At 62.6% G+C, this 24,020-nt stretch carries 28 protein-coding genes; 8 read left to right on the forward strand and 20 right to left on the reverse strand.

Annotation, left to right across the window (positions count from 1 at the left end):
- The 10 genes from B8446_RS02390 to B8446_RS02440 all read right to left on the reverse strand — a co-directional run.
- A partial coding sequence (locus B8446_RS02390) for a hypothetical protein (protein WP_048846866.1) occupies positions 1 to 336 on the reverse strand: 336 nt, incomplete at its 3' end.
- On the reverse strand, positions 333 to 965 hold the full coding sequence (locus tag B8446_RS02395) for a hypothetical protein (protein ID WP_048846868.1): 633 nt from the start codon (positions 963 to 965) through the stop codon (positions 333 to 335). The genes B8446_RS02390 and B8446_RS02395, both read right to left, overlap by 4 nt.
- Complete coding sequence (locus B8446_RS02400; RefSeq protein WP_048846870.1) at positions 962 to 1,234, reverse strand: helix-turn-helix transcriptional regulator; 273 nt, start codon at positions 1,232 to 1,234, stop codon at positions 962 to 964. The genes B8446_RS02395 and B8446_RS02400 overlap by 4 nt, the downstream gene beginning before the upstream one ends.
- Before the next feature lie 96 nt (positions 1,235 to 1,330).
- Entirely contained in the window at positions 1,331 to 2,074 is a 744-nt protein-coding gene (locus B8446_RS02405) for a hypothetical protein (protein ID WP_148505813.1), read from the reverse strand.
- A 260-nt stretch (positions 2,075 to 2,334) separates the two neighbouring features.
- On the reverse strand, positions 2,335 to 2,604 hold the full coding sequence (locus tag B8446_RS02410; RefSeq protein WP_048846875.1) for a hypothetical protein: 270 nt from the start codon (positions 2,602 to 2,604) through the stop codon (positions 2,335 to 2,337).
- Positions 2,601 to 3,593: a hypothetical protein gene (locus B8446_RS02415; protein WP_048846876.1), complete on the reverse strand. Its 993-nt coding sequence runs from the start codon at positions 3,591 to 3,593 to the stop codon at positions 2,601 to 2,603. The genes B8446_RS02410 and B8446_RS02415 overlap by 4 nt, the downstream gene beginning before the upstream one ends.
- A complete protein-coding gene (locus tag B8446_RS02420; protein WP_048846878.1) occupies positions 3,590 to 4,021 on the reverse strand; it encodes a hypothetical protein in 432 nt (143 codons plus the stop codon). The genes B8446_RS02415 and B8446_RS02420 overlap by 4 nt, the downstream gene beginning before the upstream one ends.
- A gap of 394 nt (positions 4,022 to 4,415) precedes the next feature.
- Positions 4,416 to 4,604: a hypothetical protein gene (locus B8446_RS16510; RefSeq protein WP_048846882.1), complete on the reverse strand. Its 189-nt coding sequence runs from the start codon at positions 4,602 to 4,604 to the stop codon at positions 4,416 to 4,418.
- A gap of 48 nt (positions 4,605 to 4,652) precedes the next feature.
- On the reverse strand, positions 4,653 to 5,201 hold the full coding sequence (locus B8446_RS15965; RefSeq protein WP_148505814.1) for a hypothetical protein: 549 nt from the start codon (positions 5,199 to 5,201) through the stop codon (positions 4,653 to 4,655).
- A gap of 158 nt (positions 5,202 to 5,359) precedes the next feature.
- A complete protein-coding gene (locus B8446_RS02440; RefSeq protein ID WP_048846885.1) occupies positions 5,360 to 6,655 on the reverse strand; it encodes a tyrosine-type recombinase/integrase in 1,296 nt (431 codons plus the stop codon).
- A 202-nt stretch (positions 6,656 to 6,857) separates the two neighbouring features.
- Between B8446_RS02440 and B8446_RS02445 the strand changes: the two genes are divergently transcribed.
- The 3 genes from B8446_RS02445 (at position 6,858) to B8446_RS02455 (ending at position 9,188) form a co-directional block, all read left to right on the forward strand.
- The gene (locus tag B8446_RS02445; protein WP_048846887.1) at positions 6,858 to 7,061 is read left to right on the forward strand and encodes a helix-turn-helix domain-containing protein; all 204 of its coding nucleotides are present in this window, start codon (positions 6,858 to 6,860) and stop codon (positions 7,059 to 7,061) included.
- Positions 7,058 to 7,828 carry an abortive infection family protein gene (locus B8446_RS02450; RefSeq protein ID WP_084712007.1) on the forward strand — a complete coding sequence of 257 codons (771 nt, stop codon included), beginning with the start codon at positions 7,058 to 7,060 and terminating at the stop codon, positions 7,826 to 7,828. The genes B8446_RS02445 and B8446_RS02450 overlap by 4 nt, the downstream gene beginning before the upstream one ends.
- Before the next feature lie 88 nt (positions 7,829 to 7,916).
- Complete coding sequence (locus B8446_RS02455) at positions 7,917 to 9,188, forward strand: restriction endonuclease (protein WP_241767594.1); 1,272 nt, start codon at positions 7,917 to 7,919, stop codon at positions 9,186 to 9,188.
- A 92-nt stretch (positions 9,189 to 9,280) separates the two neighbouring features.
- On the opposite strand, the gene B8446_RS02460 is transcribed toward B8446_RS02455, so the two are convergent.
- From B8446_RS02460 to B8446_RS02485, 6 genes are all read right to left on the reverse strand, one after another.
- Entirely contained in the window at positions 9,281 to 9,697 is a 417-nt protein-coding gene (locus B8446_RS02460) for a PIN-like domain-containing protein (RefSeq protein WP_048846893.1), read from the reverse strand.
- Entirely contained in the window at positions 9,694 to 10,218 is a 525-nt protein-coding gene (locus B8446_RS02465; RefSeq protein WP_241767595.1) for a DUF433 domain-containing protein, read from the reverse strand. The genes B8446_RS02460 and B8446_RS02465 overlap by 4 nt, the downstream gene beginning before the upstream one ends.
- 338 nt (positions 10,219 to 10,556) lie before the next feature.
- A complete protein-coding gene (locus tag B8446_RS02470) occupies positions 10,557 to 11,120 on the reverse strand; it encodes a PIN domain-containing protein (RefSeq protein WP_048846897.1) in 564 nt (187 codons plus the stop codon).
- Positions 11,121 to 11,585: an excisionase family DNA-binding protein gene (locus B8446_RS02475; protein WP_084712008.1), complete on the reverse strand. Its 465-nt coding sequence runs from the start codon at positions 11,583 to 11,585 to the stop codon at positions 11,121 to 11,123. It lies immediately after the preceding gene.
- 75 nt (positions 11,586 to 11,660) lie between these two features.
- Positions 11,661 to 12,974 (reverse strand): tyrosine-type recombinase/integrase, encoded by a 1,314-nt coding sequence (locus tag B8446_RS02480; RefSeq protein WP_373277122.1) that lies wholly within the window; start codon positions 12,972 to 12,974, stop codon positions 11,661 to 11,663.
- A 579-nt stretch (positions 12,975 to 13,553) separates the two neighbouring features.
- Entirely contained in the window at positions 13,554 to 15,041 is a 1,488-nt protein-coding gene (locus B8446_RS02485) for a sugar porter family MFS transporter (RefSeq protein ID WP_084712010.1), read from the reverse strand.
- 163 nt (positions 15,042 to 15,204) lie between these two features.
- On the opposite strand from B8446_RS02485, the gene B8446_RS16200 reads away from it, so the two are divergent.
- Positions 15,205 to 15,342: a hypothetical protein gene (locus tag B8446_RS16200; protein WP_158507512.1), complete on the forward strand. Its 138-nt coding sequence runs from the start codon at positions 15,205 to 15,207 to the stop codon at positions 15,340 to 15,342.
- Here the strand turns inward: B8446_RS16200 and B8446_RS02490 are convergent.
- Genes B8446_RS02490 through B8446_RS02500 form a run of 3 tightly spaced genes read right to left on the reverse strand, consistent with a single transcriptional unit; the run spans position 15,317 to position 17,688 of the window.
- A complete protein-coding gene (locus B8446_RS02490; protein ID WP_048846899.1) occupies positions 15,317 to 16,123 on the reverse strand; it encodes a metal ABC transporter permease in 807 nt (268 codons plus the stop codon). The two genes, B8446_RS16200 and B8446_RS02490, sit on opposite strands and share 26 nt — an antisense overlap.
- Positions 16,124 to 16,138: 15 nt before the next feature.
- Entirely contained in the window at positions 16,139 to 16,849 is a 711-nt protein-coding gene (locus B8446_RS02495) for an ATP-binding cassette domain-containing protein (RefSeq protein WP_148505815.1), read from the reverse strand.
- Positions 16,846 to 17,688, reverse strand: a complete 843-nt coding sequence (locus tag B8446_RS02500; RefSeq protein ID WP_158507513.1) for a metal ABC transporter solute-binding protein, Zn/Mn family — start codon at positions 17,686 to 17,688, stop codon at positions 16,846 to 16,848. The genes B8446_RS02495 and B8446_RS02500 overlap by 4 nt, the downstream gene beginning before the upstream one ends.
- Before the next feature lie 139 nt (positions 17,689 to 17,827).
- Between B8446_RS02500 and B8446_RS02505 the strand changes: the two genes are divergently transcribed.
- The 4 genes from B8446_RS02505 (at position 17,828) to B8446_RS02520 (ending at position 21,648) form a co-directional block, all read left to right on the forward strand.
- Positions 17,828 to 18,364 (forward strand): Fur family transcriptional regulator, encoded by a 537-nt coding sequence (locus B8446_RS02505; RefSeq protein ID WP_048846904.1) that lies wholly within the window; start codon positions 17,828 to 17,830, stop codon positions 18,362 to 18,364.
- A 191-nt stretch (positions 18,365 to 18,555) separates the two neighbouring features.
- On the forward strand, positions 18,556 to 18,987 hold the full coding sequence (locus B8446_RS02510) for a hypothetical protein (RefSeq protein WP_048846906.1): 432 nt from the start codon (positions 18,556 to 18,558) through the stop codon (positions 18,985 to 18,987).
- A 173-nt stretch (positions 18,988 to 19,160) separates the two neighbouring features.
- Positions 19,161 to 20,165 carry an asparaginase gene (locus B8446_RS02515; RefSeq protein WP_048846908.1) on the forward strand — a complete coding sequence of 335 codons (1,005 nt, stop codon included), beginning with the start codon at positions 19,161 to 19,163 and terminating at the stop codon, positions 20,163 to 20,165.
- Positions 20,166 to 20,199: 34 nt separating this feature from the next.
- Positions 20,200 to 21,648, forward strand: a complete 1,449-nt coding sequence (locus B8446_RS02520) for a sugar porter family MFS transporter (protein WP_048846911.1) — start codon at positions 20,200 to 20,202, stop codon at positions 21,646 to 21,648.
- A gap of 165 nt (positions 21,649 to 21,813) precedes the next feature.
- On the opposite strand, the gene B8446_RS02525 is transcribed toward B8446_RS02520, so the two are convergent.
- Complete coding sequence (locus B8446_RS02525; protein ID WP_148505818.1) at positions 21,814 to 23,979, reverse strand: TonB-dependent receptor plug domain-containing protein; 2,166 nt, start codon at positions 23,977 to 23,979, stop codon at positions 21,814 to 21,816.
- Between the last annotated feature and the right edge of the window lie 41 nt (positions 23,980 to 24,020).

Consider the following 24,020-nt stretch of genomic DNA (forward strand, 5'->3'; position numbering starts at 1 on the left):
AAGCAGCAGGATATGAACCGGATTAACGTGGAACGGCTCTAGAAGAGGTCGAAACAAATCAAGCCATTTAATGATAACTTTGAACTCGACACGGTCCGGACGCACCCAGAACCGATTCAAGTCGAGATCGAGAGATCGCCGCTCGTCCAAAATTAGCACAACGTCCTGTATAAGGCCGTCAAAATGATCCTGATCAGTGACTTCCGGTTCGTCACCACGATACCAAAGAATGTCACCATCGGCCGCCAGTGCTCTAAGCGCGCTGCGTTCACACCCTGGCAGAAGCATCGAAAGCACAGGGTAAGGGGGCTCCGACACACGACGATTGATGCTCATGCCGCGACCCTCCGCGCCTCGCGCTGGACCGCGCTCCAAGTTGATCCAGTTTTACCAGCGACCAGATCCCGCACCGCTCGGTCGCGCCGACGCGCCTCGGCATCCAGCTCCGTCCAGCCGAGCTCTTCGAGCCATAGATCTAGGCTGCAAGGCAGCTTTTCTGATCTGAGTGTTGCCAGATCATGCGAAATTCCATACCTTGAGGGCACTAGATCGGCCAAAATAACCCGACTGACTCTCTCGATAGTTGTCGGGTCCGGAGGCTCACGGAAAGCGGCACGCAGCGCGTCTAGAGCCTGCACCATCGTCCGGCGGGACACATACGATAAGGCTGCAAGATACTCGTTCGACAGACCGCTCTCTGCCGCTTTGCGAGGGGCGTCGAACGCCGCTACAGCGTTGAGGAATACTCCAACAGGATCTGACCACAACCACAGAAGGTTAAGATCAAAAGCGTGCATCGATGGCGGGACCTGACGGAGCCTCAAAACCTGATCGGGCATGGCCGCTGGATCTGCCAGCAGATCGTGCATTACCATAACCGCGCGACCGAGGAGCGAACCTCTGAACGCGCCCACAGCATCCAGCCCACGAAGCGCAAGGCTCTCGCATGACGGCAGCGCGTTCATCGCGCCTCTCCGATGCGCCGCACGGTTGCATTGCTGGTAGAGCGGACCGACCGGCTTCTGATCCAGTCCTGCAACGCGTCCATCGCGTAGCCGATCCGGCGATCGGAAAGTTGGACGAACGGCGGTCCCGAACCGTCGAGTCGCTTACCCTGCAATGTGCGCCGCGCCATGTTGAGCATCGACGCCGCCTCGGCTTCCGAGACGACCAGTCGATGATGCCCCCCCATCAATCGAGCATCGCTACCCACGCTTATCTGTTCCACAATCATATGTCCGTATCCGCATCGGCAGCTGCGGGATGCGTGCTACCATATGCGGGAAGGTGCAGAGAGGACGCGGTGAAGTCGGCCGATAAGGCCAGCAATTCAATTTCCGGCCTTACCGGCCTTCTTCTCGGCGGCGATTTTTCGCGCTTCGGCTTTTACAATTTCTCGGATCGAGCTTTCGCTAAGACTGAGATCCTCTTTATGCGCCGTAAGGGCCGCTGCTACGTAGCCCTCACATTCCGATTGTTTGCCCGTCTCACTCTTCAGGTCCTCGCCATTGTCGAGCAGCCATTCTCGTGCTTTGGACGTGGCATAAATATTGGCTAATGACGGAGGGCGGCCTATTCTAGAACCGGTTTTCTTCTGCAACGAAGAATCATTTAATTCGGCCTCTCGGCCAACAGGCGCGTCCTCTACGGCGATTGCAGAAAATGCGATTTCAAGACCGACAATTTTCCGCCCATCGAAGGTTTCGGCACTATTGTCCGTTGGATAAAGGGATGCGGCTTTCCAGAAGCGTTCTGGAACCAATCGCGGCTCATCGAAGGCACTCGCGCCATTCTCAAATCCCCGCGCAACTAAGGTTCCAGCTTTTAGCTTTTCCAACAGCTTTTGTTGGATCTCGACGTCGAGATCCCGCAAGCGCTGCTGGGGAGAGGAAAGCGGGAAACATATTATGGATCGAACTACATCTGCGCCCTGCGCAACAAGGTGAAGAACCTCTTCGGCCTCCGCAACAGGGCCGAAAGCCAAGGCGGCATCGTTGACAGAAAGCCAACTCACTTTGCCCTTGTTCTGCAACGCCGCCAGCTCCGGCGAGCACGGCGTGTCGTCATCGTCCATACCCGCCCCACGTCGGCAGCCCCCACGCATGAACAGGTGCGGCGCGGCGGGCCAGTCGTGGGGTCCCGGCATTCGGTGGCCAAACCTAGCCGCGCCGGGACTGAGCATGGATCGCGCGGCCGTTCCCTGCAAGTACAGAGCGCCATCTTTCGACACTTCAGCCAGTCTCAGGAAAGTGGCCGAGCAAGCCTGCGTTAGCCTCGCCTCCTGCATGACGCGAGGCGCGATCGATGGCGCACCCGGCAGCAGCACGGCGGCCATCACGATGCCACCCGCCAGCGATCGAGCACGGGCTTGTCATGGATCGCCGAAAGCCGGTGCGCGATCTGCCGGGCGGTTTCGACCGGTCTCGGCGCCGTAAGGTCCGCCCAGGTATCGTCGTCAAAATCCGCGCATACCCGATAGCGGTGCTCATCGTTCCAGAGCACTCGCTCAACGCTCAGCCACACGACCGCCGCCAAGTAGATGCGCTCGACCGCGACCGGACCATTCGTGTAATCCTTGCCGCTCCGGGTCAGATCGACGCTCATGGCATGGCCTCATCGATAGCCGCGCATCGGCGTCTGATCTCGTCGGCCGCCCATATGACCGCCCCGGCGAAATCGCTTGCGCCGGAAGTATGCAACACATCCGGGACGCGTTCCTGCTGGCCAAGCCCCGCCCAATGCAACAGACAGGCCACGTGGGAGATGGATTGCGTCGCGTCATGCATCGCATCGCCCGCGGCGACTGATAGCACACGATCGCCCTGGCGCAGCCGCCCAACCCCTGTCACCTCGGCCCCATCGGGTTGGGACGCAAGCACATCGACGCACACAGACCACACCAGATGCTCTCGCCCTTCGACATCCGGCGACAACGCCGACGGCGGCTCGTCATTGGCAATCGGCCACTCACTCTGATCCAGCTCGCGCATCGTCACACGGGCCTTAGCTTGTAGCCCGGCCGACGTGCGCGCTGGCATAGCAGCGACCCGGGCAGCACAGGCCGCTATGGCGTCCAGCGCGGCGTTGAGGGCCTGATCGATTTCCGGCGTCGTATTCACTACGGTTCGGCCCGGGTGATCCTCCGAGGCCCGCCAGGCCGTGAAATACGCTGCACAGGCATCGATCAGCGCCGCGTCCGGATGTCCTGCCTCAACCCCTGATGCCAGAGAGCACAGACGGGGCTTTGCGCGGCGATCGGGGCCCAGATCCCGAAGCACAGCGGCGGATAACTGCCCGAACCAGTCCTCGGCGGTCTCGATCAGCGTCTCGAAATCAGAGCCTGGACGCTGGATCGCCCGCAAGGCTTCCATTTGCGCGGCCCGACCCGCATCGGTTGTCGCTTCGAGCCGGACGATATCGCGCAGCAGTTCGTCGGCATGCCGATGCAACACCTTCCACTGTCGGGACTGCGTGTCTTCGATCGCGTCGCGCGCCCTGATGACGGCGATAAATTCGAGACATGCCTGTTTCAGCGCGGCGTCGTTCGAGACGGCATTGTCCGATTTCGGCGATTGAATGTCGGTAGCAATCATAATACCGCCCCCTCCATGTCGGTCAGCAGCGATCGCGTCGCCGCGTCACGCATGGATTTTGACAACACGCCGTCACCAAGGATCCGGCGGACAGCGCGTGCCTTGACCCTGATGCCCGCCACGGTCCGGGCGGGCGTCTCGCAGATAGCTTCGATGACCGCCCGGCGCTGGATCAACAAATCCGCCAGCGGGCCAGCCGCGACAGGGAGGCCCGACAACAGACGCGCCCGTGATCGCTCGATCAAACCAAGCTCAGCGCACAGCGCGGCAAGCTGGCCATCGCGCGGTATCGCGCCGCTGGCCCGATCATCGAACGAGCGAACATGGCCGTCGCGGACTGCTTCGCGGACCAGCGCCGAAAGCGCGGCGATCGCGGCGGCATGAGCGCCCGGTGCTGAGCCGTCGCCGAATGAATGCATGTCGGTCATCGGATCGACCTCGACACGCGGCCCGTATGCGCAACATGCCGCTCCATGCCGGCCAAGTGACGCCCGTGCTTTATCGCAAGGCCAGATGGATGGGCGAGGAAGATAAGTGAGAGACAGAAGAGCAATGCCCCCAGCATGCCGGACCCGATCTCCGGTATGAGACGCGCAGCATCGTTCTTTGCCCGGTCCGCGCCGGGCATGATAAGGGCTTCTACAGCCATATCCGAGGTTCCTCTCGGCTGTGGTTAGGCTGGTTTGCGGTGTTGGTAGCACCCTCACCAGCCGTTTCGTTCTTGCGAAACGCTACGGAGAGTGTCACTCTCGCCCATTAGAAGCAAGCGGAAATAATACTGTGGATAGCGTTTTGTCGTCGCAGGTCAGAGCAGCGCGAGGCCTACTCGGCTGGAACCGCGATCAACTGGTAGCGGCAAGCGGTGTAACCAAGAGCACCCTTGTCCGCTTCGAAGATGGCAGCTCGACACCACGTGAGCGTACGATCGACGCGATCCGCACATCTCTCGAACATGCCGGCATAGAGTTCATCCCGCAGAATGGCGGCGGTCCAGGCGTTCGCCTCCGGCATCCGATTAAGCCGAGCGAACCGACAGCCTGACCTCGGATTGTCAGCTTCTCACAACGTCTGATTCGACGAGACATTGTTTAGAAACGACAATGGTATGCCTGTCTGGACGAGCCACCGACGACGATCGGAAAATGCCTTGCGGGCAGCATTGCGAAAGTAAAGGACGTCCTGAACCCGGCCCCGCAGCGTTGCAATTTCTTCTTGCTGCATTTCGAGCCAACGCGGTTCCCATTTAGCCTTGTCTCGATAATAGCGCCTTCGTGCCTTTTTCAAAGCGCGCTTGGCCTCAGCCTCATGATCACGAGCTACGCGAAAAGGTTTCTCGACCTCTTGCAGGGTTCGACGAGCGGCGCAGACCATGCGCCATGCGAGCAAAAGCTCGAGGAGTGTGGAAGGCTCGCCTTCGGCAATCAGGGACAGATGCAAGTCAGGCCGCAGAACCCCCGGAGGCACCCCGAGTGCTGCCGCTACAGCCGCTACGCGGCGCCTCGGCACCCGCTTCCATTCGCTGACAGTTTGAACTGAAAGACCGCCGCAGGCCGTCGCGATACGTTTCAGATCACCCCACTGCCGAACAATGGGATATCCGTTGGTCAATCGCCACGGTGCTTCCGGCCCCCGGACGTGCACTTTCCTCTTTGGGCCGGAATGGGACGCGATTGATGCCATCTGGCAGTTGTCGCAGCAGACGGTTTAAGTGCCAGATAGCTCCTGTGACGCACCTCATTTTTCAGGAGAGTGCGAGATAGCGCGCGTTACATCAGCACGCTGGTGAAAGGATCACCGCACCCGGCATATGCACGCGGATCGAAGACCGACCGTGTCGGCGCGGCGACGGCCGATGCCGAAAGGCACCATGCACCCCACTCTTCCATCATCGGGCGCCGTCGCTCGAGCAGATCGGATCGGGCATAGGCCGCTTCTACCTTGCTGCTTTTCACATGTGCCAGTGCCGCTTCCGCGACCTCTCGCGGATAGGACGTGGCCTCCGACGCCCAGTCCCGAAAGGTCGAGCGGAACCCATGGGGCACAATCGGCCGGCCGGTCAGATGATCCAGCCAGCGCGGGGCCTCGCCGGTTCTGTCGCCGTTCAATCGGCGGATCAGGTGCGTCATCGTCATTTCGCTAAGCCCTGTTCCCCTGTCTCCCGGGAATACAAGCGCCTTCGGATCCATGACATCCGGCCGCACGCTGTCCAGGACGGCGATAGCTTGAGCAGATAGTGGAACGCGATGATAGCGCCGCATCTTCGTGCGCGACGCCGGTAAAATCCAGGTCCGAGCCTTGGGATCTACTTCGCCCCAGGTCATGCCGCGCACTTCCCCTGACCGCGCGGCGGTCAAGATGACAAAGGCAAGGGCGCGAGGAGCAAAGCCGGTCCGGGGCGCCAACGCCGCCATGAACGCGGGCATCCGTTCCCAGGCCAGCGAAGGTTGATGCTCGACCATCCTGACCCGGGTGGGTGCAGGCAACCGAAATGCAAGCTGACCATGCCACCGCGCCGGGTTCTCTCCCGATCGCCAGCCACGCGCCCGGGCACTGTCAAGGATGGCTTCGATACGACCGCGCAGGCGCGATGCCGTCTCGGGTGTCTTGCCCCAAATCGGTCGGAGCACATCAAGCACCATGTCCGATGTCACCGCGCGGACATCGACCTGCCCGAGGATCGAATAGGCATGTTTCTCGAGGGTCTGGCGCCATTGCCAAGCATGCTTATCATTCTTCCAGCCAAGCACCCGATCGGCCAGAAAAACCTCGGCCGCCGCCCGGAAGGTCCGGTCTTCCGAGACGACGGATCTCTTACGGGCTTCAATTGGGTCGATCCCCTGCCGAATCAGCGCTCGCGCCTCGACGGTCGCCTGCCGAGCCTGCTTAAGACTTACTGTGGGATACGCCCCAAGGCCCATGTCGCGGCTACGCTTGTTCATCATGAAACGCAGCACCCACACCTTGCGCCCGTCTGGCCGCACATGCAGATGCAGTCCGTCTCCGTCACCATGCCGGCCGGACTTCGTCTGGGCTTGCACGCCCACCGCTGTAAGCTTTCCCATGGTGTGATCCTGAAGCCTCTATTGGATCGGTCTGAGCGTTTTTACTGAGGACTTCCCATGTGAAACACCCCATTACCGTTGTTGCGAGCCTGTGACCGGTGCATTGCTCACAAAAACCGAACGTGGTTAGGATAAGGATCGATACGCTATACGCAATGGGAAATCTGTACATGGTTCGGAAATGATCGCGGCCCAATGTCGTATGGCGCGAGCAGCATTGGAACTCGGGGTGCGTGAGCTTGCGAGCGCGGCTGGCGTCTCGCCGGAAACTATCGTTCGGCTGGAGAAAGGCGAAACGCTGCGTCCACGAACACTTTCCGCGATCCGTACGGCGCTTGAAGGTGCTGGCATCGTCTTCGTGCCTGCGAACGGTGGTGGCGCCGGCGTCAGGTTACCGCGCGAATGATGTGGGACGACGACACTCAAGACGAACGCTCACTTGCAGACAAACTGGAAAAATTTCAGCGCGGCCTGCTCAATATAGCCACTGGCAAGGAGCGACCGCACTCAGAGACCTTTAAACGTCTCCGGCATGAATTACTGGCAGCGCCTGAATTGTCTACGCATCTGCCCGATTACATCAGAAAGGCTCGTGACCCGGACCAGTTCTGGGAATTCATCCAACCAAAATTCGCGACCTATCAGGAGAGACGACAGTTCATCCGGAACTCAATGCGTCCGGCGCTCGACCATCTTGAAGGCAATGAACGCTCACCAGGCGTAGAGCCTATTACCCAGAGCCTAAAAACATTTGATCCCGAGAACGTGGGAGCTGCTTGGCAGAAAGCTCTCGATCGCCGGAACGCCGACCCTGCTGGGGCCATCACGGCCGCCCGCTCGCTTCTTGAGACGGTATGCAAGCACATCCTGGATGATGCAGGCGCACCCTACAATAACAAGGCTGACGCAGGTGCGCTTTGGGCGCAGGCAGCGGCAGTCTTGAACCTCGCTCCCCATCAGCACCAGGAAGAGGTTTTCCGAACTATTCTCGGCAACTGTCAGTCGGTCGTGAATGGTCTGGGCGCAATTCGCAACAAGGTCGGCGATGCGCATGGGCAGGGACGTCGTCCGGTCAAACCAAAACCGCGACACGCCGAGCTTGCCGTAAATCTGGCAGGCACAATGGCCTCCTTTCTCATTCATACCTGGAAAGACAAGACCGATGAAAGCTGAGACGCGCTCAAGCATTCGGCAACGCGCGATCTCCGCAAAAGCGCTCATAGTAACAGCGTTTGTGCCTGTGCTTGCTGCAACCCTTCCGGTGCCTGCAAATGCTCAGGACATCTACCATCCGGCAGCGCCAGCCTATGCCTGCGTGAACCCACGCGCCACGCGCGCCCTCGCGAACCATGCGGACCCGCGTCAGAATGATTCCGGCTGGGTTCGTTTCGTTATCTCGGACGGCCGCTGCTTCATGGTGTCACCGAGCGAGAAGTGGGAAGCGATCACCAGTCAGGGCGGCATGCTGCTTCTACGCCGTGATCCCCCTCGCGTCGGCATGCCACCGCTCTCCTTCCTGCCCGCGCAGGTCGTCACGGGCGCGCCATCTCTGCCCGCCGCGGTGGCCGTTCCGCCGCCTGCCGACACGCTAGATAATCCCGCCGCCGGCGCGCTTTCCCCCGCCCCACCCATCGCGGGTGACACAGCGACCAGCACGTCGGATATCAGCCACATCCTCCCGGAGGGCTGGCAGAAGCCACGCCTAGCCGACCCGGACACCACACAGAGCAGCACGCATACCCCTGCACCATCGCCGGACGCGCCGAACACGACGCCGCGATCGACAACCGGCACACCGACAAGCGACAGCGGGGGCACCGCAGCACTGGTGATCGTTCTGATCTTCGCGGCCATCATCGCGGTCTGGTGGGTCCGTAGACGAGCCCGCGAGCAGCGCCTCCAGCACGCTTGGCAGGTGATCGACACCGAGATCGAGAGCCAGGCCAGCGCATTGCAGGTCCGCCGGATCCAGCTCGCCACGCCCGACCATTACGGCACCGTCAATCTCGTGAAATGGCATAAGGAGATCGAGTATTTCTGTTCGTCGCGGCTCGTGACGATCCTCAGCGCTGCCGGTTATGGCGACCAGTGGCCGCTGCTGTCGCAGCACACCTATCAGCGCGTCGAGGAAGTCGCCTCAAGGTCGAGGACCGGCACCGCGATTCCGCCGCGCTATATGAGCGACCCGCGCGTTTTCGACCCGCGCATGGACCCGATCGACTACGAGCGGCACTGCGCCCTCCTGCTGGAACAGGCCGGATGGGACGCCCGAGTGACACAGGCCAGCGGCGATCAGGGCGCGGACGTGATCGCGATCCGCAATGGCATGAAGATCGTGGTGCAGTGCAAGCTCTACAGCAGCCCGGTCGGCAACAAGGCGGTGCAGGAGGCCTACACCGCCAAACAGCACCAGGGCGCGGACGCCGCGATCGTGGTGACAAACGCCGAGTTTACCCCGCAGGCGCGCCAGTTGGCGAGCACGACGGGCGTTTATCTCCTGCACCACCAGCAGCTGCCGGAGTTTGCCGCGTAAGCGGCGGCACGCGGGCGTGTAGCGAAAGAACCGGTACGCCACGTTCCTGAGTCGTCGTTTCTCAGCATCTGATGCTGGCGCTGTAGTGCGCTCTATCGGGCGAGCCACCGTTGAAGAGCTGCCTCGCTTTTTGTCCACGGAAGCGCCAAAAACGTGCCGGGCTTCGCCTTTCCGGCGCTCTCCAGTATCGTTGGCCACCACCACATCATCATGCGAGCCCGATTGAGAGTGTCGCGCTCCTGATTCCAGCCTTTTGCGCAGATAAGCGCGATGGCACCTGTATCCCGGATCGCTTCGATCTCGTGCCGACGCCGCGCCATCGCCCTGTCAGCGGTGACCAGCACGGTTAAAAGCGATTGATCAGCCAATATGCGAAAAAGATTGACGTCCTTCGTCCCTTCGAGCTCCAAGTCACGAACCGATGTCACCTGATGACCGGAGTATTCGGCAAACGGCCTCAGGCAGCGTGCTATGAGAGGGGGATGATTCTCATCGAAGACAAACCTCACGCGGCCATGCGCTTGCCGTAGCGGAGTTCGAAGGCAGCCGCTTCCCTCACCGCATTTTCCGGGACTTCCCAGTCCTTGGCCACACGCGCCACGTCACCTTGAGCCGTCCACAGCGCCTCGGAGAGGATCTCGGTGGGCACCCCGGTCTCGCCATCGATCGGCCGACCAAACCGCCGCGTAGGATCAATAACGACTCTGGGCTCGTCGGCGCTAGGGCGCCATGATTTGACGAGCCCGTCCGCGTCGCCGAACTTGAGAGACTTTCGGAAGCTGCCCTCCAAGACCTCGAACATCGCTCCGTTGCCGCTCATCAGGTCGATCAGCCCCCGATCGTGGGTAACGTCACGGGTTTCGAGCCAAATCGTCTTGCCATCTGTGTGGAATTGCTCGCAGGCGAATGGATGCTCGGTTCCGAGCTTTTGCCGCGCCTTATCTAGCATGGTTCTGATGGCCTGAAGAGAGACCCGCTGGCCGCGCAACTCTGCAAGAAAGCGCATTTCGATAAGATTAACGAAGCTCAACGCGTCCTGCCCATCCTGCGCCCGGAGATCCGGCGTTAGAACGGCATCGGCCCCACGACCGAAAACCCACTGGCGCACTTTCCCCGGCGGCAACTGCAATAGACGCGCAGCAACAGGGATCGGGTAGGCACCGAGCCCCATAATGTTGAGGACGTGATTCAGGGAGAATCTCCGAGAGCAGTCTTAGCGCGTTAGGTGAACGCGCGACAAAGAGACGAGAGGAAGCAACGCGAGGCTTTCGCTATCCCAACCTCCGTGTCAATCAAATTGGATTGCCAAAGTTCATGCGCCATTCGGCAGCAGGGAAAATAAGTCGGTTGGTGCTACTACACGACCAGTCAGAAGAGCTCTTTCCAGTCCCGCAGGAAGGCGACGGTTTCCGCCAGTCCTTGACGTGCCAAAGTGTCGAGCATGTCTTGCGGTGATGCAGGGGGCTTTTGCAGGCGACCACGGACAGCCCGCACGGCGCCGAGCGCGATGGCTGGATCGAGGTCAAGCGCATGACGGATAAACACGTCTGGGTGCTGCACTTCGATCCCGAACGGGCTGACAGCCGATGCCGGAAAATCCTTTAGGTTCAACGTCACGATTACATCGGCGCGCGCAACGATGGCCGCCGCCAAGACATGGCGATCGTCAGGATCTGGCAGCGTCAGGCCCGAAATCAGCGCCTCGTAGCCAACGACGAGGCAATCCTCGATCGCCTCGTTCATCAAAGCTCGTGTACGCGCCAGCCTGTCCACGAGGTCAGGCCGCTTTTGGGCGACATTGCGCGTCCATTCGTCATGGATGGCTTCGGTCCAACGGGCACGATACAGCCGCGTACGCGCCAGTTGCATCAGCAGATCACGCAGCGGCGCCGGATAGAGGACACAGGCGTCCAGAACCGCCGTGAAGGCCATTTAGTAATCCATGGCCAGTTCTTGCGCCTCTGCTGCCAACTCGTTCATGACCTCGTCCGCCGCCGCGTCCCGACGATGCATGTAAGCCATCAGATCACCAAAGGCGACGCGCCGATGAGTGCCTACCCGCTCGAACGGTAGCACTTGCTTCTCCAGCAGCCCCACAAGGTAGGGCCGGGATACATTGAGCATGTCCGCCGCCTGTTGCGTGGTCAGAGCTGCACCGCGCGGAATGACGGATACCGCCCGCCCTTCTGCGAGATACGCGAGGATATCCGTCAACAGCGTCACCGCCTGTGCGGGCAAAACAAAAGTCTGGCGCTCGTCCGAATCAGCATAGGCCTCAACGCGCACGCAGCCACGCCCACTGAAGCGCGCCAGCGCGCGACCAGCTTCGGTTGCAGCTGTCCGATCGGCATCATTCAGAAAGCCGGGCTCGATCTGTTTCACAACAGCCATTGTCATGCGGCACCTCCCTGCGTCACGTAGGACATCTCCTATTTAAACGAAATAACCGCAACGGGGGTTAACGACCGTTAATCAATTTTTCTTACCGATCGCTACGACATTGCCGCCTACCCGTACGTTCCCGACTGCCAACACCTGCCGCGCCCAGAGCTCCAGCGCCTCGGCCCGCTCCGCCTCGAACTGGTGACGCTGGTAGATCATCGCAACGGCGCCAAGCGCCCTTGGCTTGTGGCTGAGGATCAGATCAGCGACATGCGGGGGCACCTTTAGCTTTGCCAGCATTGTGACGCCCGTTCGGCGGAAATCATGCAGCCGCCATTCGGACGCCGGCAGGGCGTCAGCTTTCTTTCCCGCGTTATTTAGACACTGCCGCCTTTCTTCGGTCGAACGAAGCCCTCTTTTTTTTGAAGCTGAGGGCGGCTGCACGCCACCTTCGGCCGCTTCATCAGCCGAGAGCCTCCGCAGCCTCTCCATGGCCTTCTGCACGCCGGAAACGACGGTGCGCCCCGTTGTCGTGAAAACGAGCGGCGAAGGCGCTCCAGTCTCCGGATCATGCCAACGCGGCATGCTAGCGAGGATCGCGCGGGCTTCTGGAGCCAAGTGAACGATATGTGCTTGCCCGTTCTTCGACCGCTCTGGCGGCAGCGTCCATGTCGCACCATCGGTCGACAACTCCGCCCAGCGCATCCCCAGCACCTCAGCTCGCCGTTGCAAGGTCAGGATCAGAAGCCGAAAGTAGGGACCGAACGGGTAGGCCATGCCGCTGGCCGCCCGCCAGATTGCGCCAAGCTCAGCATCCTGCAGCACCCTATCGCGTGACGCCTCTCGGCTATCGATCACCACCTCCGCGAAAGGATTAACCGTCAGGAGGCGACGGTTCACGGCCCATACGAACATGGCACGACCGTAGGTTCGCAGCCGTCGCGCCGTTGTAGGGTGATCGCGGTCGATCTCGTCCAAGCGGAGCTGGATCAGCGCCGCGTCGAGCTCATGGGCCGGTTTCGTCAGGGCTCGCGCGAAATGCCGCCTGATCGTGCCACTCGTATCCCGTCTATGGGCAACGCTAGCGTGTTTCAACGGTCCGGCAAGCCAACGCTCGATGAGGCCGTCGAGTGTCAGAGCATCGAGTTCCGCCGCTTTCCGGCGTGCTTCGACCTTGGCCGCCGCCTGCTCGCGCGCCGACTGGCGTTCTCCAGCAGGGTCGCGGCCCGCCAGAACGTCTCCGCGCGCGACCTCGGCAAGTTTGCGGGCCGCTGCAGGCGTCAATTCGCCGTAGGCTCCTAGCGTTAGGCGCCTGACGCGGCCGATGAGCTTGTACTGAAACAAAAAGATCTTCGACCCGGAGGCGTTCACGCGGACACCGAAGCCCTTCAGTTCGTCGTCCATGAACATCGCGTCCCGCTTCCCCGGCGGGCAGACCAAGGCGTCGATTTCCCGCTTTCCGAGCCTCACGGGAACACCCGGAACACCTTGGAACACCTTTCAAACTCGAAGGTGTTCCCGCCCTGAGAGGAGAAAACACAAGAAAGACAATATATTACTATGTGTGGAACACCTAGAACACATAGAACACCTACATTTATGTGTTCCCGACATTCGCTCATAAGCCGCACTCCATGCCGCCCGATTCCCGGACTCTTTCCGGACTCCTATGAATCCGTAACCCATGCAGTTTGCTGCGTCTCTTTGCGCAAGGCCATCCCATAGGAGTCCCGGAAGACTGCCGTTTTTTCGTCTTCTTGCGCGTCTATGCGTCTCTCTGCACGACAGTCTGGGCTGTTTCGTAATCAGTAGGTCCTCGGTTCAATTCCGAGTGTCGGCACCACGCTTCCCAGATCATGATCCGGATATCCGCAAGCTGCCTTGCCGTATTGCGGTCGGCGGGCGTATCGAGGCTGTTATCCAGAAACGCAAAAAGGCCGGCAGAGATACTCCGCCGGCCTTTGTTCCGGGAAGAAGCCTTGCTCACGCAGCTTCGTCGACGGAGATCTGCTTGTTTTCCCGCGTCGGGCGGAACCTGCCCTCGTGAAGCGCCAGTTCGATATCCTCGAGAGACGCACCCGAGGTCTCGGGAACAAGAAAGAACACGAACAGCACGGCCGCCAGGTTGACCCCGGCATAGAACCACATCGTGCCTCCGAGCGTGATGAGCTGCACCAGTGTCAGTGCAGTGCCTGTCACCAGAAGGTCGGCTCCCCAGAGTGTCGCGGCGTGCAGGGACGTCGCCTGACCGCGCATCGACAGCGGGAACATCTCGGCGCCCAGCAGCCAGCCGCAGACCTGGATGCCGCCTGAGTTGAAAGCCATGAATGCCAGAAGGAACACGACTACCAGATACGACCCGATCGACCCAGGCGCGGGATGAACGGCGAATGTGATGCCGAGGCCGACAAGGCTCAGGGCCGCACCCGGTTCCATGATGAGCATCAGGCGACGACGCCCCACGCGATCGACGATCAGCGACCCCGTCAGTGTCATGATGCAGTAGACGGCCGCCACGCCGAGGCTGGCGAGCAATGCGGAATTCGACCCGAAGCCCGCGTCGCGCAGGAAGGTCGGCGCGTAATAGATCATCATCTCCAGGCCGCCGCACTGCGTGAAGAAGGCAACTCCCAAAGCGGCCACCAGGGCGGGCCGCACCCACGGACGCATCAGGCCCTTCCAGCCGCGATTGCGCGGGTTCACGTTCTCGGCATTCTCGCGGATATCCTGCAGTTCCTTGCGCACCTGCCGCCGCGATGTGCGAATGCGTGACAACTGGGCGACAGCCACGCGGATACCTTCGTTTTCCGCAGTCCAGCGCGGGCTCTTTGGCAGAAAGAAGCTCGAGCAGAACACGAGGAAGGCGGGCCCTGCCGCCAGCCCGACCATCGGCCGCCATCCCCAGGCCTCACGGGCCGCAAAACCGATGATGTTGGCCAGAAGAATGCCGATACCGATCGCGACGTTGAACAGCGTCACCAGACTGCCGCGCTTTTCCTGCGGGGCGAGCTCGGAGATATACATGGGAACGACCTGCGTGGAGCCGCCCACGGCAAAACCCAGAAACACGCGCGCGATGATCAGCGAAACGACACCGGGCGAAAACGCGCAGGCCAGCGCGCCGATCACGAACCCGCCGGATACGATGCACAGCGATGCACGCCGGCCGTATTTCTCGGACAGCTGCCCTGTGAGCACCGCGCCCGCCATCGCACCGAGCAGGATCGCGGACGTCACGAGCTCCTGCGCCGTGCTACCGAGGTGAAAATCCTCGGCGATCAGTTGGAGCGTTCCCGAAATAATGCCGGTATCATAACCGTACAGCCCGCCACAGACTGCGGCGACGCCTGCGGCAAGCGCCAGCGTCCGCCGCGCATAGGGTGAGACTTCAATAGGTTGATCGTAATGCCCACCTGACGTCGGGGCGTCGTGCGAAGCTGCTGTGTTGTGATTTTCGGCCTGATTCTGCATGACGGCATAACTCTCGACGGGCGGGCGGGTTCTTCAACCTTTTCCCAAACCCGTGCCTCTTGCGCAACGACGTCGCGGTCAAGACGGTTTGGACGTAGGCGCTGCACCGGCGATCGGCTAGACTTTGCCTCGCAACCACAGCAGATGGATCGACACCCGCGCCATGGCCCTTGAATCCGAGCCGCCGCCCGAAGATCGGGCCATGCTGATCAAGTCGTCGCTCGGCTGGCGTGGGATCGTGCTGGCGCACATCGTGCTGATCGCCTGGATTGCGCTTACCACCTACTACGCCTGGAAGTGATCCCGATCGCCATCCCGTAGCAGGCGACGCTCCCCATCCCGATCCAGAAAGCGACCGGCGCATCGGTCCACCACGATGCTGCAAGTCCACCCCAGGCAAGGCCGAGCGCCAGTGCGACCGACCCTGTGAGCCCCACCATCGGCGATGCGCCAAGACGCAGCAGACAGGCGGCCGGACCGACCAGCAGGCTGAAGGTCAGCAGCACGCCGGTCACTTCGGTACAGGCCGCGACGCCCAGTGCCGTCACGCCCATGAACATCATGGCGATCCCGGAAACCGGCACGCCGGCCGCTTGCGCCGCATCCCGGTCCAGGCTCGCAAACAGCAGCGGTCGGCAAATGACGGCTAGAACCGTGAGCGACACGACGGTGATGGCGCCGAGCGCCCACAGCGTCCGGTCGTCAACGCCCAGCACATCGCCAAACAGCAGCGCTGTCGTGGCCCCTCCAGGCGCGTTCACCCGCTGAAGGCAGAAGAGCCCCAGGCCCAGTGATGCGGCCAGCACCAGACCGATCATCGTGTCCCGCGAACCGAACAGCGGCGCATGGCGCCCCTCCTGCCCCATCGCCACCCCGCCGAGCAGGGCCGCGATGATCATGCCTGCCAGCGGCGGCATGCCGAGCCACAGCGCCGCCGCAGCCCCCGCAAAACCGACATGCGAAAGGGCGTGGCCTGCAAAAGCCTGCCCACGCAATACCAGGAACCAGCCGACCGGCCCGGCGAGGACGGCCACCAGCGCGGATGCCGCGAACGCGTGGCGCATGAACTCGTAATGAAGCATCAGCTGCGCCCGACCCTATCCACGGCCATAGAGCGCGTGTCGGCGGGCAGGCGTGAGTGCGCCCGCATCATAGAGCCGCGCGCCCTCATCCGATAACGCCAACGCATGATCACAGCGCGGCAGGATCATGTCCGGCTCGTGTGCGCACAAAAGCACCGTCAGCCCGAGCTCTTCCCGAACGGCAAGGACCGCATCCAGCACGGTCCGCCGCGCCGCCGGATCGAGCCCGGCCAGCGGCTCATCCAGCAACAGCAGTTCGGGCCGTCCCAGCAGCGCCTGCGCGAGGCCGACCCGCTGGCGCTGCCCGCCCGATAGTGTGCCGTAGGGCCTGGAAACAAGCGATTGGGCACCGGCGAGCGCCACCGCGCGATCGACTGCGTCGCGTGCCTGCGCACTCAGGATCGGCAGACCGAAACACGCGCCATGCCAGGCGGCGGCGATCACGTCGAACGCCCGAAGCTGTGGTGCCGCGATATCGCGACGCTGCGCCATGGCGCCGATCCGCGCGCGAGCCTTGGCAGGCGTGGTACCGAGAACCGACAACGTGCCGCCCGAAGGCCGCACGATTCCTTGAATCGCCCGCAGCAACGTGGTCTTGCCGATCCCATTGCGCCCGAGCAGCACGGTGACGCTCCCGGTCTTCAAAGCAAACGTGGACGACGGCATGATCACCCGGCGTCCATAAGCAAGGCTCAGATCGTGTGCCTCGACGGCGTATGCGCTCACGGCACCACCGCCGACGCGGCCGATTGCAGGGCAGCAATCGACGCTTTCATCCACTGCGTCCAGTCCTTGCCTTCGGGCAGCGCCTCGGACAGCGACACGACAGCCACGCCATGGGTCCGCGCCGCATCGGCATAGCGGCGCGCGGTCGGGTCGTCGAAGGCCGCGTTCATGACCAGGACGCGCACGGTCCGCGATGCGATCTCATCTTCCAATGCTGCCGCCTGCACGGGAGGCGGTTCGGTCCCGTTCATCACGGCCCGTGCGTAGTCCGCAGCCACTTCCCGGAATCCGAGAGCATGCAGAAGCGGAGCGCCGACCGGCTCGAGCGATGCCACCGCAACGCCGGCCGTCTGCGGTCGTGCGCGCGCGATCGAAGTCCGGACTGTGGCAACCTGATCCGCAAAGATGCGGGCCCGCAGTGCAATCCCGTCCCGATCGGCCGGCCGCAGGTCCTGCAAGCGTCTGGCGAACGCCATGCCAAACGCCGATGCGGCTTCAGGGTCATAAAAGAGATGCGTCTCTCCATGCGCCATTCCCGGAAGGTCAGCCACGCGGATCACGCCGGCTCCCTCCGGCACCAGCCCGTCCGCCCATCGGTCGAAGCCGCCTGCGTTCAGCACGATCACGTCCGCTGCGGCGAACGCACGGGCCACGCCGGGCGACGGTGCGAAATCATGGGGATCGACGGCAGGCGACGTCAGAATCGAGGTCGTCGTGACATCCGCGCCTCCGATCTCGGCTGCGATCGCACACCAGACATGCTCCGCGCACACAACCCGGACAGGTGCCGCGGATGCATGACCTGTCGGGCAAACTGCTGCCAGCAGACCGGCCACCATTGCGTGACGCACAACGCGTAAAAGAAAAGAAGGCAGGGCGGGCATCATACTCTGGTCGGTTATATTATAACATTGTCTGTGCGCGGTATAATCCCCAATTCAGGCCGGGCAAGAGGAGTTTTGCATAGTGGAAGAGCATGTGACGGAGACGGCGCCGCACCCGTTCGATCCGGCGATCGAAATCCTGCTCGACCGGGCAGAGCAGTTCTGCGCCGATCGACGCACCCGGCTGACCGATATCCGCCGTCTCGTTCTTGGCCTGATCCTGCAAAGCAGCACGCCCGTCGGTGCCTATGATCTCCTTGACCGTCTGCGTGACCAGCACCGGGGCGCCGCTCCGCCCACAGTCTATCGCGCGCTCGATTTCCTGGCCGACCAAGGCCTGATCCATCGTATCGAGCGTCTGGCGGCCTTCGTCGGCTGCGGCCACATGCTCGAATGCGATCACGGCGGACATTGCGGCCATCGTGCGCAGTTCCTGATCTGCAAGCGTTGCGGCGCGACCCAGGAACTGGAAGACCGCCGGATCGGGGAAGCCCTCTCCGATGCCGCCGCCCGGGCCGGGTTCGCCGTGGAACAGTCCACGATCGAGATCGAAGGGATCTGCGCAGCCTGTCGCACGATGCCTGAAGACGCCGGATCGAAACTGCGCGCCGTCGCGCCGCGCGTAGGCTGATCGCAGCCGATCCGATGTCCAGGCGGCGGCGCCCCGATCTTTTCCCTGCCCATCTTCTGCCCCCTGATCGCAGTGATCAGGGGGACAGCGATCGGGCAGGCCCCGGTACCGTGCCACGTCAGGCGCGCGGCAGGACAGGCCGTACCCTGCGCCCGACATCCGCTCCCGCGCCCCAGCCAGACCTCTTCGAAATGCCCGCGCCCATCGTCCGTTCGGATGAGCCTGAAGCGATTGCCCTTCCCGGCGAAGCGAGCCAGCGAACGGATGGCCATGACCCCGAGCCGGAGGCTCCAGCCCCGATCGCCGTGGCGCCCGTCCCTCTCGTTGAGCTGCCGCGCCTTGCAGCCGAACCCGTCAAGAGTCGCGACGCCTTCCTTTACGTCCTGGCCGACCGGGACGCGGGTCTCGGAACGTCAGGATTGCTGCCCGACACTCTGGACCCGCCCATTCTTTTTGAACGCGGCGCGGTCGCGGAGGCCCTGCGCCGCGCCGTGGAAGACGACGCGACCGTCAGCGCGCTGGCATGCTTTCGCGTGCGCCGCTATCTGGTTCCCGAGCTTCAGGACGACCCGGACGGGACCGCCCGGCTGGGTGCACCGTGTTACCTGTTCGTCGGGCCATAGCGCCGAAGACGGAAAGACGGGCGGCACGTCATCCGGCGTTTCCTCACGCGCCTCCTTCGGCGTGGCCTGGCTGGAAGCACCCTGCCCTGAAGCACAAGGCCACGTCATGCGACGCGCGGCCTTATCATTTTCACAGCGCCCGCAATTGGCGAGGCGGACGAACGGGAGACTTCATGGACGGAATACTGGCCGAGGTTCTGCGCGGTGATCTCGTCGAATCGGTCCACGCCGGCGCAGCCGTCATCGCCGACGAAACCGGTGCCGTCCGTCTCGCAATCGGCGACCCGGAGCAGCCGGTCTTCCCGCGCTCGACCGTCAAGGCGCTGCTGGCCATCGATCTGGTAGCAGGCGGGGCCGCCGAGCGCCTGCACCTGACCGCGCCCGAACTGGCGCTGGCCTGCGCGTCGCATAATGGCGAACCGGCTCACGCCGAAACGGCTGCCCGGATGCTCTCCCGGCTGGACCTTGCCGAAACCTGTCTCGAGTGCGGCGCACACTGGCCGACGGATGCCGCGACGGCCCGGGCATTGGCGGCATCCGGCGCCCAGCCGGGTGCCCTGCACAACAACTGCTCGGGCAAGCATGCGGGCCTCGTCTGCCTGGCCTGCGACGACGGCCATGATCCCGCAGGCTATATCTCGCCCGAGCACCCGACCATGCGACGGGTGACCGCAACGCTCGCGGACATTACCGGCGTTGCTCATGATAGCCGCAATCGCGGCATCGACGGCTGCTCGATCCCGACCTACGCCATCCCTCTGCGCAGTCTGGCGCAGGCCTTCGCGCGGTTCGGCACGGGGGCAGCGCTTGATCCCGATCGTGCGCATGCCTGCCGGACCCTGCGCGAGGCCGTGGCTGCGGAGCCCTTCATGGTAGCCGGCACGGGGCGGTTCGACACGATCGTGACGGAGGTTCTTGGTGCGCGCGCCTTCGTCAAGATGGGTGCCGAAGGCGTGATGGTGGCGAGCCTGCCGGAACAGGGCCTCGGGATCGCGATCAAGGTCCGCGATGGTGGCAACCGCGCCGCCGAAGTGGCAATGGCGGCGCTGCTGGCGCGCACCTTGGACACATCACGAAATTGCGACCAAACCCTGCTCGAAACGTTTATGTATCCGAAGCTCACGAACTGGCGGGGGATCGAGGTCGGCAGCATGCGGCCGGCAGAGACCCTGCTCTGATCACTTCCAGCGACCACAAGGACCCGGAAACACGATGACCGATGCCGCCTCCGCCCCGGCGGAGACCCGCCCGCACCAGCCGCCTGCGGATACGAATGCCGAGCAGACGACGCTTGGCTTTGACGCGACCAAGTTCAAGATCATCGTCATCGGCGTTCTGGCAGCACTGGCCGGGTTGATGTCCGGTCTCGACATCGGCGTGATCGCAGGCGCGCTCGAGCCGTTCGCCAAGCAGTACAACGTGTCGACCTTCGCGCAGGAATGGGTCGTCAGCGCGATGATGGCAGGGGCCGCCGTCGGCGCCATGAGCGCCGGCTGGCTGTCCTATGAGCTGGGGCGCAAGCGGTCCCTGTTTCTGGGCGCTTCCATCTTCGTGATCGGATCGCTCGGCTGCGCGCTGAGCTGGTCCACGGCATCGATGATCGGCTTCCGCGCCGTCATGGGGATCGCCATCGGCATCTCCGCCTTCACCTCGCCGCTTTATCTCTCCGAGATTGCCAGTGAGGAATCGCGCGGCGCCATGGTCTCGACCTATCAGCTCATGGTGACGGTCGGGATCTTCATCGCCTTTCTGTCGGACACGTATTTTTCCTACAGCAACAACTGGCGCTGGATGTTCGGCGTGGCTGCGATTCCGGCCGCGCTCTTCCTCGTCGGCGTGATGTTCCTGCCCTACAGCCCGCGCTGGCTCATCATTCGCGGCCGCCACAAGGAGGCACGCGAAGTCCTGCTGGAGCTGCGCAACGACCCGCTGGAAGCCGCCCGCGAAATCAAGGCCATTCGCGCGCAGCTCGAGGTCAAGCAGAACGGCTTCGCACTCGCCCGCACCAACCCCAATTTCCGACGCTCCCTCGCACTCGGCGTGATGCTGCAGGCCATGCAGCAGCTCGCGGGCATCAACATCATCATGTACTATGCGCCGAACATCCTCGCCTCGGCGCATTTCGACGCCACTGCGCGCATGTGGTGCACGGCGATCATCGGCCTCGTGAACATGCTGGCGACGTTCATCGCCGTCGGGCTCGTGGACAAATGGGGCCGCAAGCCGATCCTCTATACCGGCTTCACCGTCATGTCGCTCGGCATGCTCGCGCTGGGGCTGCTGCTGCATCACGGCATGACCGATCCGTCCTCGCAGCTGTTCGCGGTGTTCCTGCTGCTGCTGTTCTGCACGGGATTTGCGATGTCGGCCGGGCCGCTGATGTGGGTGCTGTGCTCGGAAATCCAGCCGCTCCAGGGCCGCGATCTCGGCATGTCGGTCTCGACGCTGACCAACTGGGTCACCAACATGCTCGTGGGCGCGAGCTTCCTCACGTTGATGAACACGTTCGGCACGGCCGGCACGTTCTGGCTGTTTGCCGCCCTGAACGCCGGCTTCATTCTGCTGACATACCTGTTCGTGCCGGAGACCAAGGGCATGTCGCTCGACACGATCGAGCAGCGCCTGATGTCAGGCACGAAGCTGCGCAAGCTCGGCCGCTGAACCGACGCCAGACTCTTTGCGCCCCTTGAAACGAGAGCCGGGGCATATGCCCCGGCTCCCGATCAAAATTACTGCCCTTGAAAACGGTTACTGAATTCGACGCCCCAAGGTCTGACCGCCTTAGGGGGAGGCTTCCGGGCAGAGGCCTGAACCTTCCAGAGCAGTTCAGAAGGACGCGGTGACGCTCGCGTTGACCGAACGTCCCATCAGCGCCAGCGGCCGCAGCGATCCGGTTGCGATGTAGTCCCCAAGCGAAACACCACCCAGCGGCAGATAGGCGTGCTGGTTAAACACATTATCCAGCCCCAGCTCGAAGAGTGCGAACCGCCAGCGATATCGCCCGCTCAGGTTCAGCAGCGCATAGCCCGGTGTGCGCGGCTCGTTGCGCAGGACGTCCACCGTGCTCTTGCGTTTGACGAGCTGGACCTCTCCGTGAGCCGACCACGCGCCCAGGGTATCATCGAGCGCCACGGTGCCGTTCGCCGGCATCTCGTGATAAAGCCCGGTACGGGTCACGAGATCCTGCCCGCGCACCCAGTCGATCTTCGTGCTGGCAGCCCCTTTACCCCAGACGGGTGAATTCCAGAGCCGGGCATGCGCGCCCACGTTCACGCCATAGAGCTGCGCATTGTGATTGGCGAATTGCAGCTGGGCAAAACCGTTGGAGAATGTCTGCAGTCGGTTCACGTTGATGTAGTGGTGAACATACGTGTAGTACGGCTGGATCGACACCGCCCACACCTCATGTTTCCGATCATGAAAATCGGCGGTGAACGAAGCGGTATTTGCGATCTCGGGCGTCAGGTTGTTGTTGCCGACATAGCCGTTTCCGTCGCCGAACCAGCCGATCATCGTGCTGTCCATCTGTGACCGTCCCCAAGTGTAGCGTTCGAAGAGATTGGGCGAGCGCGTCTTGCGCGCATAGCCGCCCTCGATCGAGAGCCGGTCCGTCGCATCCCAGCGGGCCAGCGCCGTCACATCGAAATTCACGTCCGTATGTCGGTGATCTTCGGCATTGAACGCATTCGCCGCCGCCGTCTCGGTCGCCGCCATGCCCGACATGCCGCTCATCCCGGTCATGCCGCCACTCATGGACGTTGCATAAGGCGACACGGACCCGGTGTTCATCATCACGACATCGCTGCGCAGACCAAGCAGCGTGCGCACGCGCGGCGCCGGATGCGATTCCCATTCCGCAAAATTGCCGAGCCGGTCGCGATGCCCGTCATTGATGTTCCGGAATGTCCCCGGTCCCATCATCATGCTGCCGGGCAGAGGCGGCCACCAGTCGGACAGGCCCTGATGATCGAAGCCGTCACCCAATCGCAGCGTGTTCCATGATCCCATCGGAATCGTCGCCTTGATCGAATACCCGGCCATGCGACTGTTGTCGTTCATGGGCATGCCTGTGTTCCACGTATGCCCGCCCTTGTCCGACAGATCGTTCATCACGTGATTGACGCGCTGCCAGTATCCCCGCACCTCGAGCGTGCCCCAGTCGAATGCCCCGGTATATTTGCCATGGACGTCGGTCGAGCGATTTTCCGTCATGTCCATGTAGGCGTTGGGAAAGCCCTCATATGGCGTGTCGGTCTGCGAGAATGTCAGCGCCAGCAAATTGCCGCCCTTGTGCAGTCCCAATGTCACGGCATGGGATGCCGCCTTGTATTCAGACGAGCGCACGACGCCCTCTCCGCCGCCGGCATGATAATTGCCCCGTGCGGCATAGGATGCGGTGTAGTTCAGGCTGAGCCAGTCATTGGCTGTCGTCGCACTCGCGGAGCCCTCCCAGCCGTTGCCGTTGGAATGGTAGGCACCACGTGCCTGCCCCGTGATCAGAACCTTGCCGCGACGGGCGAATTTCGGATCGCGGCGCTCGACATCGATCGTACCGGCGGTGCTGTCGCCGCCCATGCTGACGGGCGTGATCCCCGCGATTGCAGTCGCGGTCTCGATCATGTCCGGCGCAATATAGGACATCGCCGGATTCATGTGGTTCGGGCAGGCCGCCTGAATGCGTACACCGTCAACGACGGTCGCGACCCGGTCGTCAGCCATGCCGTTGATGACCGGAAGCGAGGAAATCCCTCCGTTGCTCCACAGGCTGACGCCCGGAACCTGTGAAAACAGGGCTGCGCTGTCGGGCCCATGCAGGCGCTGTCGGACGATCGTCTCCGGCGCAAGAGTGGTAGCGCCAGACGATTTGTCGAGCAGGCTCGTGTCCTGCGCGTCGATATCGAGTTCAGGCAGGGCGGTGGTGGATGCGGGCGCGGCATGGCCCGCCACGGGCAAAAATATGAGTGCCGCGCAGGCGACGAGGCACATGCGCATGGATGCGCGCGCCCGGAATTCGGGGTCGTTCATGATCTGGC

This window comes from Tanticharoenia sakaeratensis NBRC 103193 (genome assembly GCF_000963885.1).
GTDB lineage: Bacteria > Pseudomonadota > Alphaproteobacteria > Acetobacterales > Acetobacteraceae > Tanticharoenia > Tanticharoenia sakaeratensis.

Bases quoted from the DNA above. Each gene is read 5' to 3' on its own strand.
- B8446_RS02395 (WP_048846868.1), bottom strand. From the start codon at position 965: ATGAACGCGCTGCCGTCATGCGAGAGCCTTGCGCTTCGTGGGCTGGAT.
- B8446_RS02510 (WP_048846906.1), top strand. From the start codon at position 18,556: ATGCCCGCGCCCATCGTCCGTTCGGATGAGCCTGAAGCGATTGCCCTT.
- B8446_RS02420 (WP_048846878.1), bottom strand. From the start codon at position 4,021: ATGACCGACATGCATTCATTCGGCGACGGCTCAGCACCGGGCGCTCAT.
- B8446_RS02520 (WP_048846911.1), top strand. From the start codon at position 20,200: ATGACCGATGCCGCCTCCGCCCCGGCGGAGACCCGCCCGCACCAGCCG.
- B8446_RS02480 (WP_373277122.1), bottom strand. From the start codon at position 12,974: ATGGACGACGAACTGAAGGGCTTCGGTGTCCGCGTGAACGCCTCCGGG.
- B8446_RS02440 (WP_048846885.1), bottom strand. From the start codon at position 6,655: ATGGGAAAGCTTACAGCGGTGGGCGTGCAAGCCCAGACGAAGTCCGGC.
- B8446_RS16200 (WP_158507512.1), top strand. From the start codon at position 15,205: ATGGCCCTTGAATCCGAGCCGCCGCCCGAAGATCGGGCCATGCTGATC.
- B8446_RS02415 (WP_048846876.1), bottom strand. From the start codon at position 3,593: ATGATTGCTACCGACATTCAATCGCCGAAATCGGACAATGCCGTCTCG.
- B8446_RS02485 (WP_084712010.1), bottom strand. From the start codon at position 15,041: ATGCAGAATCAGGCCGAAAATCACAACACAGCAGCTTCGCACGACGCC.
- B8446_RS02475 (WP_084712008.1), bottom strand. From the start codon at position 11,585: ATGACAATGGCTGTTGTGAAACAGATCGAGCCCGGCTTTCTGAATGAT.
- B8446_RS16510 (WP_048846882.1), bottom strand. From the start codon at position 4,604: ATGCCGGAGGCGAACGCCTGGACCGCCGCCATTCTGCGGGATGAACTC.
- B8446_RS02470 (WP_048846897.1), bottom strand. From the start codon at position 11,120: ATGGCCTTCACGGCGGTTCTGGACGCCTGTGTCCTCTATCCGGCGCCG.
- B8446_RS02400 (WP_048846870.1), bottom strand. From the start codon at position 1,234: ATGATTGTGGAACAGATAAGCGTGGGTAGCGATGCTCGATTGATGGGG.
- B8446_RS02500 (WP_158507513.1), bottom strand. From the start codon at position 17,688: ATGGTGGCCGGTCTGCTGGCAGCAGTTTGCCCGACAGGTCATGCATCC.
- B8446_RS02450 (WP_084712007.1), top strand. From the start codon at position 7,058: ATGATGTGGGACGACGACACTCAAGACGAACGCTCACTTGCAGACAAA.
- B8446_RS02410 (WP_048846875.1), bottom strand. From the start codon at position 2,604: ATGAGCGTCGATCTGACCCGGAGCGGCAAGGATTACACGAATGGTCCG.
- B8446_RS02515 (WP_048846908.1), top strand. From the start codon at position 19,161: ATGGACGGAATACTGGCCGAGGTTCTGCGCGGTGATCTCGTCGAATCG.
- B8446_RS02445 (WP_048846887.1), top strand. From the start codon at position 6,858: ATGGCGCGAGCAGCATTGGAACTCGGGGTGCGTGAGCTTGCGAGCGCG.
- B8446_RS02405 (WP_148505813.1), bottom strand. From the start codon at position 2,074: ATGGACGATGACGACACGCCGTGCTCGCCGGAGCTGGCGGCGTTGCAG.
- B8446_RS02490 (WP_048846899.1), bottom strand. From the start codon at position 16,123: ATGCTTCATTACGAGTTCATGCGCCACGCGTTCGCGGCATCCGCGCTG.
- B8446_RS02525 (WP_148505818.1), bottom strand. From the start codon at position 23,979: ATGCGCATGTGCCTCGTCGCCTGCGCGGCACTCATATTTTTGCCCGTG.